Source organism: Flavobacterium sp. 9R (assembly GCF_902506345.1).
Classification (GTDB): Bacteria; Bacteroidota; Bacteroidia; order Flavobacteriales; family Flavobacteriaceae; genus Flavobacterium.
Window position 1 is genome coordinate 2,425,164 of the sequence record NZ_LR733413.1, and the last position, 14,734, is coordinate 2,439,897.

Consider the following 14,734-nt stretch of genomic DNA (forward strand, 5'->3'; position numbering starts at 1 on the left):
ATGTATTTTTAAAATAGTCCGACAAAAGTACAATAAACAGTTATAACTAATTCATTTTTTTGCTTACTTTTACCTTTGTTTTTGTTAAATTAAACCTAATATTATGAAAAAATATAGTTTTTTTACGGCTTTTAAAGCCATTTTGGTTTTTGTACTCTTTAGTTTTACGAAATCGATGTATGCGCAACAATCCAATTCGAATAATTTTAGCAAAAACATTCAATTTGGTGGAGGTGTTGGATTGAATTTTGGCTCAGGATTTACTGACATTTCCATTTCACCAAGTGCTATTTATAATTTCAATCCTTATGTCGCAATGGGTGCTAGTTTGCAATTTGGATATATAAATGCAAAAAATAGTTATGAGACCTATACATATGGTGGAAGTTTGATTGGATTGGTAAATCCAATTCCAGAAATTCAGTTATCAGCAGAACTAGAACAATTGCGATTCAATACCGATTATAGAACTATAACTGGCAACATTGCTTCGGATAATTTTTGGAACACCGCTTTATACTTTGGAGCAGGTTATAGAACCAACAATGTTACTTTTGGGGTTCGTTATGACGTATTGCACGACGACAATAAAAGCATTTACAGTGAAGCCTTTATGCCTTTTGTGAGGGTTTATTTCTAGGATTTACCGATAGTTATTCCTAAACCACACCTTTTGCCATTCTCTTTTCAGAATCAAAAAAGAAACTTGACCTGCTAATTCTACAATATCTGAACCATCGAGTTGCTTGATTTCGTTTTCTGGCACATCAATAATATAGAGTAGATTTAAATATTCGGCAAACTTATACTGAATTAGTCGGTATATTTTTTCTTGCAATTGAATTTTGAGTTCTTCTGGCGCAATACTCATTGGAAAATCTATACCTTCATTGGCCAAATTAAAATCCTTGTTAATTTGCTCCACCAATTTCAAATACAAATTTTCAACAGAAGCTTCTGTTAATAGTAAATCAGCATTTTTGGGAGCTATATACATAGGAGAACTATTTGAAAGAATGCATTTTAAAATCGATTTTGATGGTGGTTTTTATACTTTTCTTTGCATTAAATTTTCGCCAAAAGATTGCAATAAAGCTTTTTTGTCAGCATCAATATTCATTTTATCCAATGTAGCAAATGCATTTTGAGTATACTCTTTTATAGCATCTTGAGTCGCTTGAGACGCGCCACTCTCATTAAAAATCTGCTTCACTTCCTCAATTTTAGCCTCAACATTATCAGCATATTCAGTAAATAAATACAATAATCGGGCTTGTAAAGTAGCATTCGAAAACTCCATTGCTTTTAGAAACAAAAAGGTTTTTTTGTTCTCAATAATATCTCCACCTACTTGTTTACCAAAGGTTGCAGGATCTCCAAAAGCGTCTAAATAATCGTCTTGAAGCTGAAATGCAATCCCTAAATTTAAACCAAATTCATAGATAAGTTTAGCATTCGTTTTAGACGTTTTTGCAATAATTGCCCCCATCTTCATCGCAGCTGCTACCAAAACGGCGGTTTTGAATTCAATCATTTTCAAATACTCAGGAATGGTAACATCGGTTCTTGTTTCGAAATCAACATCCCATTGCTGTCCTTCACAAACTTCGAGAGCCGTTTTGCTGAATAATTTGGCCAACTTTCGAAATATTTTCGGTTCGTATTTTTCAAAATATTGGTAAGCTAAAATCAGCATCGCATCACCAGATAAGATTCCAGTATTTGTGTCCCATTTTTCGTGAACTGTCACATTTCCTCTTCGCAAAGGAGCAGCATCCATAATATCATCATGAACTAGAGAAAAATTATGAAAAACCTCAACTGCCATTGCAGCCGGAAGCGCTTTTTCATAACTAACATCAAATATTTCAGCACTCATCAAAGTCAAAACAGGTCGCATTCTCTTTCCACCCAATGACAATATGTACTGAATTGGGTCATAAAGATTACGAGGTTCTTTTAGAATAATTTGATTTTCTAAATAAGCAACAAAAAAGGACTGATACGCGGAAACTGACTGCATGACTGTATATATTCGATTAGCAAAGCACCAAAGATACAATTCAGGAACATAATATCACTAGAAAAAATGCTAGTGCTCATTAATTTCATGTGTAACAATTGTTAAATTTTGATTACCGAAAACGTTTTAGATTGTTAAAAACGATGGAAACTCGAAATACAATGGAAACTTTTTTGGTATCTAAAGTTTCCTTTCTATATTTGCCTCGTCAAAATGTTTAATTATTTGTATTAATACTAAAACAACCAAGTTTCCAAAAACAAATTAAACCACACCCTCATGAATCCAAAATGGGCCATCAATTCTAATCAATCCGACGTATTGATAGAAGCAAGACATTCAGTTATAGCGTATTTGGGTGGCAACACAAACTCCTTCAGCGGCTACGTAGTTATGGACCAAGATACTATAGAAGATGCAGCAGTAGAATTCTCATTGGATGTAAATAACAACTACAGCAAAATGGAGCAAATGGATTCTCATGCCAAACTAAGCGACTTTTTTGACGTAGAAACGCATCCTACCATCAAATTCAAATCGACTTCTTTTCAGAAAGTAAATAAAAACATCAATTTCATAAAAGGTGATTTGACAATCAAAGATGTCACCAAAACACTAGAATTAGACACCGAATTCATTGGAATACATAATTATGATGGCCAACAAAAAGCATCAGTAGAGGTTACTGCCAAAATAAAACGAAGTGATTTTGATTTGTGGTACAATAACAATTATCAGCATAGCGGAATTTCTATTGGTCAAGACATTAAATTGGTGGCCAACTTAGAATTTGAAATATTAAAAAATTGATAATCAGTATTTTAAAAAAGTTTTTAAATTTACTTTTATCTTAACTTATCCAACATACATCACAACAACAAATAGCATAAAAAGTTATAGTACTTATGAAAGAAAAAATAATGGCTAAAGCAGGTGAACTGTTTTTGAAACTAGGTTTCAAAAGCATCACAATGGATGATATAGCCGGAGAAATGTGTATTTCAAAAAAAACTATTTATAAATATTTCTGCAACAAAGAAATATTAATCGAAGAAAGTACTGAAGTCATGCACAAAGAAGTGCACCAAAGTATTAACGCCATTGTGCAACAAAACCATAATGCCATTCAGGAAAATTTTGAAATCCGAAAAATGTTCAAAGAGATGTTCAATGCTGGTGATACCTCTCCAATGTATCAATTAAAAAAACATTACCCAGAAATCTACAACAAACTCGTTGATAGAGAAGTCAATGAGTGCAATACCGTTTTTAAACAAAACATCGAAAAAGGAATTAGAGAGGGATTGTACCGTTCGGATATACCGGTAGAAACCTATGTGAAGTTCTATTATACATTGGTGTTTGAAATCAACGGGAATACAATTTCCGAAAAAGAAGCCCAACAACTAGAATTAGAAGCACTTGAATACCACATTAGAGCCATGGCGACTTTAGCTGGAATTATTGAACTAGAAAAACAATTGGAAAATCACTCCATCATATAATCATTAATCAATTACGTATCAAACAAATTTTAACCTATGAAATACCAACTTTCAATACTCACAGTCTTTTTACTTGTGATTAATCTTCAAGCACAAGAAGTAAAGAAGCTTACTTTACAAGATGCATTGGTTTATGCTTTAGAAAATAAAGCAGATGCAAAAAAAGCCAAATTAAAAGTCGAAAATAGTGAATACCAAATTCAAGAGGTTCGTTCAAGAGCACTACCTCAAATTTCGGCAAATGGTAGCTTAACTTACAATCCTATTTTACAAACAAACGTAATCGACGGAGGTTCTTTTGGCCAACCAGGAACAACAATTCAAGCGGTTTTTGGTCAAAAATGGAATTCTGTAGGAACACTTTCTTTGACTCAAGCATTATTTGATCAATCTGTTTTTACAGGTTTGAAAGCTGCAAAATCTACAAGAGAATTTTATCAAATTAATGAGCAACTCACCGAAGAACAAGTAATTGAGGCTGTAGCAAATAATTACTACCAAATCTATGTGTTACGCCAAAAACTAACACTCTTGGAAAACACTTTCAAAACAACTGAAAAAGCACGTGATATCGTAAAAGGACAGTTCGAAAATGGTTTGGCTAAAAAAATCGACTTGGATAGAATGAATGTGAGAATTACCAATGTAACCACGCAGAAACAACAAATTGAGAATTTAATGCAGTTACAAGAAAACACCCTTAAGTTTTTCATTGGAATGCCTATTGCTACAAAGTTAGAATTCCCAAACAATGATTTCAAAATAAGACCAGTTGACTTGAGTGCCGCTCCAAATCCAGATAGTAGAACAGAAATTGTATTACTAAAAAAACAAGAAGAATTACTTAACTATCAAAAGAAAGCTGCATTAGCAGGATATTATCCAACACTTTCGTTAGCTGCAAATTACAATTATATAGGTCAAGGTCCTGAAATGCCTTGGTTTAAAAAGCCAACAGACGGAGTATATTGGTCCGATTTCTCATCAGTAACACTAAACTTAAGAATACCCATTTTTACAGGTTTTGGAACCAAAGCAAAAGTGAGTCAAGCAGATGTTGAGCTGAGAACCATTCGAGAAGACATCAAAGACACTCAATTGGCAATGGATTTAGATTATAAAAATGCTAATACTCAAATTGTAAACAGCACTATCACTATAACCAACCAAAAAGAAAACATGCGTCTCGCAGAAGAAATCCTAAAAAATACCAATAATAACTATTTACAAGGATTGGCTTCATTAACAGATTTATTAGATGCTGAAAATGCCGCAACAGAAGCCCAGAACAATTACACATCAGCAATACTAGATTATATTCTAGCAGAAATAAAACTTATAAAATCAAAAGGAGAACTAAAATCACTATTAAATAACTAAATCATGAAAAAGAATAGTATTACCATCATAATAATCGTAGGAGCGCTAGCCTTAATTGGTTTTATCTTATCAAAAAATAAAAAAGAAAACGAAGCAAAAATTGCAATTGTTGCAGAAAAAAACGCCAGTGTTTCTGTAAAAGTAGCCCCAGTAAAAACAGAAGAAGTATCACTAGACTTTGTTGCTAATGGTAACTTTGAGCCTACACAAGAGTTAACTTTTTCTGCAGAACGTTCTGGAAAAATAACTAGCGTACTTGCCAAAGAAGGAGACCGAGTAAGTGTTGGACAAACCTTAGCAATAATGCGTGGTGATGCTATTAATGTAAACGCACAAGCTGCAGAGGCTGCATATATAAATGCCAAATCAGACTATAACCGATTTGAAAATGCATTCAAAACTGGTGGGGTAACCAAACAACAATTGGATCAAGCAAAACTAGGATTAACTAATGCTGAGGCCAATTACAAACAAGCAAAAATAACTGTTGGAGATACTCGTATAAAAGCACCAATAAATGGTATTATCAATAAAAAGTACATTGAACCAGGATCAATCTTATCTGCAATGCCAGCAACGGCTTTATTCGATATCGTGAATGTAAGCAAACTAAAACTTAAGGTTACAGTTAGTGAAGCTCAAGTAGCAAGTTTAAAAACCGGAAACACTATCAGCGTAAAAACAAGTGTTTATCCTGACAAAGAATTTAGCGGTCGTATTACTTTTATTGCAGCTAAAGCAGATAGCAATTTGAACTTCCCTATTGAAATAGAAATTTCAAACAATGCTAATAATGATATTAAAGCTGGGATGTACGGAACTGCAATTTTCAAATCAGCTCAACAAAAACAAACCATGACAATTGTACCTAGAGCTGCATTCGTAGGAAGTGTTAGCAGTAACCAAGTATTTGTTGTTGAAAACGGTTTTGCAAAACTAAAAAATGTAACTGCTGGACGCATACTAGGTGACAAAGTTGAGATTTTAAACGGATTAACAACTGGTGAAACCGTAATCGTTACTGGGCAAATCAACTTGCAAGACGGAAATACGGTAGAAATAATAAAATAATTGATTGTAACGAGCACCTAGACAACTATGAAATTAGCAGAAATATCCATAAAACGTCCCTCATTAGTGATTGTATTGTTTACAATCCTATTATTAGGGGGAATCTTCAGTTACAGCCAATTGGGCTATGAATTAATCCCAAAATTTGAAACCAACGTAATCACAGTTTCGACTGTATATCCAGGAGCTTCTCCTAGCGAAATTGAAAATACGGTAACAAAGAAAATCGAAGACGCAATTGCTTCGCTAGAGAACATCAAAAAGATTGACTCAAAATCCTACGAAAGTCTTTCTATCGTATCCATTACACTTACATCAAATGCGGATGTGGACATCTCTATGAATGATGCCCAACGAAAAATCAATGCGATTTTGAGTGATTTACCAGATGACGCAGACCCACCATCATTGACCAAATTCTCACTTAGTGACTTACCAATTATGACTATTGGTGCTAATGGAAAAATGGATGAGGCGGCATTTTACGACCTGATAGATAAAAAAATTGCACCAGTATTATCTCGTGTTCAAGGTGTAGCACAAGTAAACATCATTGGAGGCCAAGAACGTGAAATACAAGTAAATCTTGATGCTACTAAAATTCAAGGTTACGGACTCTCTGTTCCTCAAATTCAACAAGCAATTTTGAGCTCAAACCTAGATTTCCCTACAGGAAACATACAAACTAGAGAGCAAAAAATTCTAATCCGTTTAGCGGGTAAATACAAAAATGTCGATGAACTTAGAAACCTTGTGGTTGCTTCACAAAACGGAATTCAAATTCGTTTAAATGATATTGCTGATGTTCAAGACACACAAAAAATAGCCGAGAAAATTGCTCGTGTAAATCAAAAAAGTGCAATTGTACTTCAAATTGTAAAACAATCAGATGCTAACGCAGTTGCTGTTAGTGAGCTTTTAATAAAAACTATTGCTAAATTAGAAAAAGACTATGCAGGTAATGAGCTGAAATTAGAAGTAGCAAAAGACAGTACTGTATTTACGCTAGAAGCTGCAGACTCTGTAGTACACGATTTATTAATAGCTGTAATATTAGTAGCTTTAGTAATGTTGTTTTTCTTGCACAGTGTTCGAAACTCATTGATTGTAATGGTTTCGATTCCAGCTTCTTTAATTGCAACATTTATTGGAATCTTCTTATTGGGCTATACCTTAAACTTAATGAGTTTGTTAGGATTATCGTTAGTAGTCGGAATCCTTGTGGATGATGCTATTGTGGTCCTCGAGAACATTTACAGGCATATGGAAATGGGTAAGAATAAAGTACGTGCAGCCTACGATGGTACAGCCGAAATTGGTGGCACTGTAACTTCTATTACCTTAGTAATTGTGGTTGTGTTTTTACCAATCGCTATGAGTACAGGTTTGGTATCCAATATCATTACACAATTTTGTATGACAGTAGTAATTTCAACATTACTTTCATTGTTGGCCTCTTTTACTATTATTCCTTGGTTATCCTCTCGTTTTGGAAAACTAGAACACATTGAAGGAAAAAATGCATTTGGAAGAATCATTCTTGGTTTTGAAAATATGTTAACTCGTTTTACAAATTGGGTAACTGTAATTTTAGAATGGTGTTTAAATCATTACATAAAAACTATTGGGATTGTACTCGTTTTGTTCTTTTCATCAATTGCCTTATTACCACTTGGATTTATTGGTGGTGAATTCTTTGCTTCTTCAGATAGTGGCGAGTTTTTAGTTCAAATTGAGATGCCAAAAGATGCTTCTTTAGAACAAACTAATTTTATGACTCAAAAAGCAGAAGCTTATTTGAAGAAAGAGCCTTATGTTTTTAGCCAAATTACCACAGTAGGACAAACTAGTGAAGGAATGGGTGCTGCACAATCAACAGCATACAAAGCTGAAATCAACGTAAAAATGATTGAACAAAAAGATCGTACAGATGATGCTACAGTATATGCTGCAAAAATTAAAAGAAAGCTTGAAAAAGTATTGGTTGGATCAAAAGTAAAAACCGTTCCTGTTGGTATTTTAGGTACAGCCGAAGATGCAAAATTGGGATTGATTGTTACTGGACCAAATGTAGAAAGTGCAATGAAATTTGCCAAATTAGCTGAGGCCGAATTACGTAAAATACCAGGTACAACAGAAATTAAATTAACCGTTGAAGACGGAAACCCTGAAATTAACGTTAAGGTGGATCGCGATAAAATGGCTGCACTTGGACTTACACTTCAAACGGTGGGTATGACAATGCAAACTGCCTATAGCGGTAATACTGATGGTAAATTTAGAGCTGGTGAATACGAATATGACATCAACATCAAGTACAATGCTTTTGATAGAAAAAATAGTACCGATGTTAGTAATTTGATATTTGTAAACAATGCTGGACAACAAATAAAGCTGTCTCAATTTGCTACAATTACTGAAGGTTCTGGACCAAGTAAATTAGAAAGACGTGACAAAACTGCATCTGTAACGGTACAAGGGCAAAATGTTGGTGTACCAGCAGGAACCATTGTTAATCAATGGCAAGCAAGATTAGACAAATTGCCTAAACCAACTGGTGTAGACTATATTTGGGGCGGAGACCAAGAAAACCAAAGCGAAGGTTTTGGTACTTTGGGAATAGCGCTTTTAGCAGCAATTATTCTTGTTTATCTTGTAATGGTTGGTCTATATGACAGCTTTGTTCACCCATTTGTCGTTCTTTTCGCCATTCCATTATCATTCATTGGTGCATTACTTGCATTGGCACTTACCAATAACTCGCTAAATATATTTACCATTTTAGGTATTATTATGCTTATTGGTCTGGTTTGTAAAAATGCCATTATGCTTGTAGACTACACCAATCAAAGAAGAGCCGCTGGAGAAACCATTCGTAAAGCTTTAATCCAAGCGAATCACGCTCGTTTGCGTCCGATTTTGATGACGACTATTGCGATGGTATTCGGTATGTTCCCAATTGCATTGGCTTCTGGTGCAGGTGCTGAATGGAAAAATGGCTTGGCTTGGGTAATTATTGGTGGATTGATTTCGTCATTGTTCCTAACCTTAATTATTGTTCCTGTAATCTATGAGATTATGGAAAAAATCATTGCCAAATTCTCTAAAGGAGAAAAAATGGATTATGAAGCTGAAATGATTGCAGATTATGACCATAAAGAATTAAGTGAAGATGGATTTAATCCAAAGCATACCCTTTAATTTTTGAATATTTGTTTTGTTTAACAAAAAGGCCGTCTAATTTGATTTAGACGGCCTTTTTAATAAAATAAAAAAAAGAAATTAATTTTTTACTGCAATAGCTTCTTGTTTCCAATTTTTAACCATTGCGATAGCATTATTAGAATAATCAACTTCGCTTAAATTTACATCTTTCCAAAAGAACCATTTACCAACTTTGGCACCTTCTTTATAAAATCCAGAGGCGTTTTTGGTTCCATCTTCATTGTATGCTACCCAGTATCCTTCTAGTTTACCGTTTTCAAAATAACCTTCTTGTTGTACTTGTCCGTTATCATAGAAATAGGTAGCTTTTACTTTTTTTCCAAAAGGTTCTAAAACAGGTTTAGAATCTTGCGCATATATCATTCCTGAGAACACCAATGCTACTGCTATTAAATATCTTTTCATATCGTTAGTTTTTAATGATTTATATCTTACTCTTATCAAAATTAGAGAATACTTTACATTAAAAAAACTTTTTGGTAACAATTTAGTAACATTGAGTGAAAACTTAACATTGGAAAAATTTGGGAACAAAAAAAATCAGCTGTAAACAGCTGATTTATAAATGATTATTACAAAAAATGACTAATTAAGCAAAGAATCTAATAATGTAGGTAATTCTGCAGAAGATGGTCTTGGTGCATCCGCTTTTACAATATTTCCTTTAGGGTCTACTAATATAAACCTTGGAATTCCAGTAATCTTATACTCCTGTACAAACTTAGAATTCCAATCATTATCAGCAAAAACCTGAACACCACCCAATTCTTTTTCTTTCACCATAGTTCTCCATTTTTCAACATCTTTAACTTTATCAATAGACATACTCAAGAATACGATATTTTTACCGTGATATTTTTCTTCAGTTTTTTTCAAAAATGGAATTTCCTGACGACAAGGTCCACACCAAGTAGCCCAAACATCAATGTAAACGTACTTTCCTCTAAAATCCTCTAACTTCGTTTTTCCACCTTTATAATTGTCATATTCAAAAGTTGGTGAAACACTACCATTCATTTTATTACTCTCCACTATTTGTTGATGGTATTGTTTTAAAGAAGCCAAATTCATTTCGATACTTTGTTTTTGTAGCGCAACAAATTCTGCATCTAATTTTTTACCTTCCAAACTAGCAATATCAGCTGCTTTTTTCTCCTCGATACGCTTTGCAAAGTCTACTTCGCTGGCTGCCAAAAGAGAATTGTAATCAAATTTAGATTCTGAAACAGCATTTTGAGCCAAGAAATTATTCTCTACTGCTCCCACTCCTGTGTAAACAATTGATTCATCAAATTGTTTGGCATCCATTTTTAATTTCAAATTGAAATTATTCTTCAAATACAATTGTGTGTATTCTTTACCATCATACAACATATAGAAACCTTTTTCAACAGCTGCAGTTCCTTTAAAAAGGCCTTTCTTGTCAACGCCAATTTTCAAAAGTTCTTTCCCATTGGTTCTATTTAAAATTCGAATGGTATCACTATTTCGATTAGCAATTTCGGCTTGAAGGGTAAAAGCTTCTTTTTTTTGTGCCTGACTTCCTTGTATTCCCAAAGCCAAAAGAGCCACAATACATAGTTTTTTCATAAAGTTATTTTTTGTGTTAATGCTCATCAAACATAGGAGTAAAAATCAAGTAAAATAAAAAATTAACATATTTTTAAAAATGAAAAGGATGTTGCAAACTTTTAGCGTTAATTTAATTTTTGTGTTTACTTTTGCAGTCTAAAATTTGGAACATGTATAGAAGTCATAATTGTGGCGAATTAAACGCCTCACATATTAATCAAGAAGTAACGTTAGCGGGTTGGGTACAAAAATCTCGTGATAAAGGATTCATGAATTGGGTCGACCTAAGAGACCGTTATGGAATTACACAATTGATATTTGACGAAAGTCGTACTGACAAAACGGTATTTGAATTAGCCAAAACCTTAGGAAGAGAATTTGTAATTCAGGTGAAAGGAACCGTTATTGAACGCGAAGCCAAAAACAACAATATTCCAACTGGAGCCATTGAAATTCTGGTAACAGAATTAACAATTTTAAATGCAGCATTAACTCCTCCATTTACTATAGAAGATGAAACAGATGGTGGCGAAGACATTCGAATGAAATACCGCTACTTGGATATTCGAAGAAATCCAGTAAAAAATAGTTTGCTTTTCCGTCACAAAGTGGCAATGGAAGTGCGCAAATACCTTTCTGATTTAGATTTTTGCGAAGTTGAAACTCCTTATTTAATAAAATCGACACCAGAAGGCGCGAGAGATTTCGTAGTTCCATCTCGAATGAATGAAGGACAGTTTTATGCGTTACCACAATCACCACAAACCTTCAAACAATTATTGATGGTGGGTGGAATGGATAAATATTTTCAGATTGTAAAATGTTTCCGTGATGAAGATTTACGTGCCGACAGACAACCAGAGTTTACACAAATCGATTGTGAAATGGCATTTGTAGAACAAGAAGACATTTTAAATGTTTTTGAAGGGCTAACCCGTCATTTATTAAAAAAATTGAAAGGCATCGAAGTTGACAAATTCCCAAGAATGACTTACGAACATGCTATGAAAACCTACGGAAACGACAAACCAGATATTCGTTTTGGAATGGAGTTTGGTGAATTGAATGCCTATGCTCAACATAAAGAGTTTCCAGTTTTCAATGCTGCTGAATTAGTAGTAGGTATTGCTGTTCCGGGTGCAGGAAACTATACTCGTAAAGAAATTGACGCATTGATTGATTGGGTAAAACGTCCACAAGTGGGTGCAAGCGGAATGGTATATGTAAAATGTAACGAAGACGGAACCTTTAAATCATCTGTAGATAAATTTTACGACCAAGAGGATTTAAGTAATTGGGCAAAAACTACAGGTGCAAAACCTGGAGACATGCTATTTGTATTGTCTGGTCCTGCCGACAAAACAAGAGCCCAACTTTCAGCCTTACGTATGGAATTGGCAACAAGATTAGGCTTGAGAAATCCAGCTGAGTTTGCTCCTCTTTGGGTAGTTGATTTTCCTTTATTAGAATTTGATGAAGAAAGCGGACGCTACCATGCGATGCACCATCCTTTTACTTCACCAAAACCAGAAGACTTGCATTTGCTTGAAACCAATCCTGGAAAAGTAAGAGCCAATGCCTATGATATGGTCTTGAACGGTAACGAAATTGGAGGCGGCTCTATTCGTATTCACGATAAAGCAACACAACAATTAATGTTCAAATACTTAGGTTTCACAGAAGAAGAAGCCAAAGCACAATTCGGATTCTTAATGGATGCGTTTCAATTTGGAGCACCACCTCATGGCGGATTAGCTTTTGGATTGGATAGATTAGTAGCTATTTTAGGAGGACAAGAAACCATTCGTGATTTTATTGCTTTCCCAAAAAACAATTCTGGTAGAGACGTAATGATTGACGCACCATCAAGAATTGATGATTCTCAATTAAACGAATTACACATTCAATTAAATTCAAAATAAACACTGAATAGTCTGTATATCAATATTTTTGAAAAAAAAGTATGACACGAATCATTTTTGTATTGTATTAAAGATTACATTTGTCACATTATAAATTATTATTATTATTACAATGCGTACAGGTACAGTTAAATTTTTCAATGAATCTAAAGGTTACGGATTCATTACAGACGAAGAAACAGGAAAAGACATTTTTGTTCATGCATCAGGAATCAAAGCGGAAGAATTACGCGAAGGAGACCGAGTGAGCTATGAAGAAGAAGAAGGAAGAAAAGGTAAAGTTGCTGCTCAAGTTGTAGTACTTTAAGCATAAAAATATTACAGTATTTTTTGCAAAATGGCAAAACGCTTCGAAATTTATCGAAGCGTTTTTTTTTGCCTTATACTAAAATTAAGAAATAATTATAATTTTTATTTATAATCATTAAAAATTAGGATGGATTAACAAACGTTTAGAAGTGAATTCAGGCATTTAACTTGTGTTTTAAATCCTTGCAACCTATCTTTGTGGCTCGTTTAAGCAAGAAAAAAAACTACTATGCAAACCGAACAAATCAACTTTATTCCAATTTTAATGCAATTGCTTCTTGCAGTTGGATTTGTAGCAGGAATCATCTTTATTTCTGGGAAATTAGGTCCAAAAAGAAATTCTGAAAACAAAGATAAAAATTTCGAATGCGGAATTGAATCCGTAGGAAATGCCAGAATTCCTTTCTCTGTGAAATACTTTTTGGTTGCCATCCTATTCGTTTTATTTGATGTCGAGGTTATCTTTTTATATCCTTGGGCCATCAATTTCAGAGAGTTAGGTATCGAAGGTATGATAAAAATGATTATTTTTATGCTTTTGTTACTAGTTGGTTTTTTCTATATTATCAAAAAGAAAGCCCTTGAGTGGGAATAAATAATAGAAATTGAATACTATATCAATTATGACAGATTCTAACACAAAAATGGTCGCTCCTCCAGAAGGAGTTGTTGGTGAAGGTTTTTTTGCAACCAAATTGAATGATGTTGTGGGATTAGCAAGAGCCAATTCATTATGGCCTTTACCGTTTGCTACTTCTTGTTGTGGTATCGAATTTATGGCTACCATGGCTTCTCATTATGACTTAGCACGTTTTGGCTCTGAAAGAGTAAGTTTCTCTCCAAGACAAGCAGATATGTTGATGGTTATGGGAACTATTTCAAAAAAAATGGGCCCAATTTTACGTCAAGTATACGAACAAATGTCTGAACCAAGATGGGTTATTGCTGTTGGTGCTTGTGCCTCTTCTGGCGGAATCTTCGACACGTACTCAGTACTTCAAGGAATTGACAAAGTAATCCCAGTTGATGTTTACGTTCCAGGATGTCCTCCAAGACCAGAACAAATAGTTGAGGGTGTTATGAAACTACAAGAAATCGTAAAAAACGAATCGGTTAGAAGAAGAAGCTCCCCAGAATACCAAGAATTATTAGCTTCTTATAATATCAAATAAAAGATGGCATTAGAAACAACCGAAATACAAGAAAAATTAGTAGCCACTTTTGGAACCGCTGTTTTTCAATTCAATCAAGATAGAGACATTTTTTCATTTGAAGTTTCAGCTGATGTAATTACTGCTGTAATTCTTTTCTTAAAAAATGACCCAAGCCTACGTTTTCATTTCTTAACCGATTTATGTGGAGTACATTACCCAGACAATGAGGAAGAAAGACAATTTGGTGTAGTATATCACATGCACAATTGGTACGAAAACAAGCGCATCCGAATCAAAACCTTTTTGAACGGTTCACAACCAGAAGTAAAATCTATTGCTAATATTTTTCTTTGTGCCAATTGGATGGAACGTGAAACCTATGATTTCTTTGGAATCAACTTCATCGGTCATCCACAATTGAAACGAATTTTGAATATGGACGAAATGGTTTCTTTCCCAATGCGTAAAGAATTCCCAATGGAAGACAGTGGAAGAACAGACAAAGATGACCGATTCTTCGGAAGAACACCTTCGAATTGCTAAAAAAAGAACTTATAATTTTTCACATTAGAT

15 protein-coding genes are annotated in these 14,734 nt (G+C 34.1%); 11 read left to right on the forward strand and 4 right to left on the reverse strand.

Going from position 1 to position 14,734, the window contains the following annotated elements:
• Window positions 1-103 precede the first annotated feature (103 nt).
• Complete coding sequence (locus FLAVO9AF_RS10900) at window positions 104-640, forward strand: hypothetical protein (RefSeq protein ID WP_159688352.1); 537 nt, start codon at window positions 104-106, stop codon at window positions 638-640.
• A 3-nt stretch (window positions 641-643) separates the two neighbouring features.
• On the opposite strand, the gene FLAVO9AF_RS10905 is transcribed toward FLAVO9AF_RS10900, so the two are convergent.
• Both FLAVO9AF_RS10905 and FLAVO9AF_RS10910 read right to left on the reverse strand, forming a co-directional pair.
• A complete protein-coding gene (locus FLAVO9AF_RS10905; RefSeq protein ID WP_159688353.1) occupies window positions 644-997 on the reverse strand; it encodes a hypothetical protein in 354 nt (117 codons plus the stop codon).
• A gap of 51 nt (window positions 998-1,048) precedes the next feature.
• The gene (locus tag FLAVO9AF_RS10910; protein ID WP_159688356.1) at window positions 1,049-2,023 is read right to left on the reverse strand and encodes a polyprenyl synthetase family protein; all 975 of its coding nucleotides are present in this window, start codon (window positions 2,021-2,023) and stop codon (window positions 1,049-1,051) included.
• Window positions 2,024-2,302: 279 nt separating this feature from the next.
• Between FLAVO9AF_RS10910 and FLAVO9AF_RS10915 the strand changes: the two genes are divergently transcribed.
• From FLAVO9AF_RS10915 to FLAVO9AF_RS10935, 5 genes are all read left to right on the forward strand, one after another.
• On the forward strand, window positions 2,303-2,833 hold the full coding sequence (locus FLAVO9AF_RS10915) for a YceI family protein (RefSeq protein ID WP_159688359.1): 531 nt from the start codon (window positions 2,303-2,305) through the stop codon (window positions 2,831-2,833).
• 95 nt (window positions 2,834-2,928) lie between these two features.
• Window positions 2,929-3,528 carry a TetR/AcrR family transcriptional regulator gene (locus FLAVO9AF_RS10920; protein ID WP_159688362.1) on the forward strand — a complete coding sequence of 200 codons (600 nt, stop codon included), beginning with the start codon at window positions 2,929-2,931 and terminating at the stop codon, window positions 3,526-3,528.
• Window positions 3,529-3,564: 36 nt separating this feature from the next.
• Window positions 3,565-4,908 (forward strand): TolC family protein, encoded by a 1,344-nt coding sequence (locus tag FLAVO9AF_RS10925; RefSeq protein WP_159688364.1) that lies wholly within the window; start codon window positions 3,565-3,567, stop codon window positions 4,906-4,908.
• Between the two features lie 3 nt (window positions 4,909-4,911).
• On the forward strand, window positions 4,912-5,979 hold the full coding sequence (locus FLAVO9AF_RS10930; RefSeq protein ID WP_159688367.1) for an efflux RND transporter periplasmic adaptor subunit: 1,068 nt from the start codon (window positions 4,912-4,914) through the stop codon (window positions 5,977-5,979).
• A 27-nt stretch (window positions 5,980-6,006) separates the two neighbouring features.
• On the forward strand, window positions 6,007-9,180 hold the full coding sequence (locus FLAVO9AF_RS10935; RefSeq protein ID WP_159688370.1) for an efflux RND transporter permease subunit: 3,174 nt from the start codon (window positions 6,007-6,009) through the stop codon (window positions 9,178-9,180).
• Between the two features lie 81 nt (window positions 9,181-9,261).
• Here the strand turns inward: FLAVO9AF_RS10935 and FLAVO9AF_RS10940 are convergent, their stop codons facing one another.
• Both FLAVO9AF_RS10940 and FLAVO9AF_RS10945 read right to left on the reverse strand, forming a co-directional pair.
• Window positions 9,262-9,609, reverse strand: coding sequence for a toxin-antitoxin system YwqK family antitoxin (locus FLAVO9AF_RS10940; RefSeq protein ID WP_159688372.1), 348 nt, complete (start codon window positions 9,607-9,609; stop codon window positions 9,262-9,264).
• 180 nt (window positions 9,610-9,789) lie between these two features.
• A complete protein-coding gene (locus FLAVO9AF_RS10945; RefSeq protein WP_159688377.1) occupies window positions 9,790-10,794 on the reverse strand; it encodes a TlpA disulfide reductase family protein in 1,005 nt (334 codons plus the stop codon).
• Window positions 10,795-10,946: 152 nt separating this feature from the next.
• On the opposite strand from FLAVO9AF_RS10945, the gene aspS reads away from it, so the two are divergent.
• The 5 genes from aspS (at window position 10,947) to FLAVO9AF_RS10970 (ending at window position 14,704) form a co-directional block, all read left to right on the forward strand.
• Entirely contained in the window at window positions 10,947-12,698 is a 1,752-nt protein-coding gene (aspS, locus tag FLAVO9AF_RS10950; protein WP_159688382.1) for an aspartate--tRNA ligase, read from the forward strand.
• Between the two features lie 112 nt (window positions 12,699-12,810).
• Entirely contained in the window at window positions 12,811-13,005 is a 195-nt protein-coding gene (locus FLAVO9AF_RS10955; protein ID WP_024979890.1) for a cold-shock protein, read from the forward strand.
• A gap of 231 nt (window positions 13,006-13,236) precedes the next feature.
• On the forward strand, window positions 13,237-13,602 hold the full coding sequence (locus tag FLAVO9AF_RS10960; RefSeq protein ID WP_159688387.1) for an NADH-quinone oxidoreductase subunit A: 366 nt from the start codon (window positions 13,237-13,239) through the stop codon (window positions 13,600-13,602).
• A gap of 28 nt (window positions 13,603-13,630) precedes the next feature.
• Window positions 13,631-14,179 carry an NADH-quinone oxidoreductase subunit B gene (locus tag FLAVO9AF_RS10965; protein WP_159691073.1) on the forward strand — a complete coding sequence of 183 codons (549 nt, stop codon included), beginning with the start codon at window positions 13,631-13,633 and terminating at the stop codon, window positions 14,177-14,179.
• Between the two features lie 3 nt (window positions 14,180-14,182).
• A complete protein-coding gene (locus FLAVO9AF_RS10970) occupies window positions 14,183-14,704 on the forward strand; it encodes an NADH-quinone oxidoreductase subunit C (protein ID WP_159688390.1) in 522 nt (173 codons plus the stop codon).
• Window positions 14,705-14,734 lie beyond the last annotated feature (30 nt).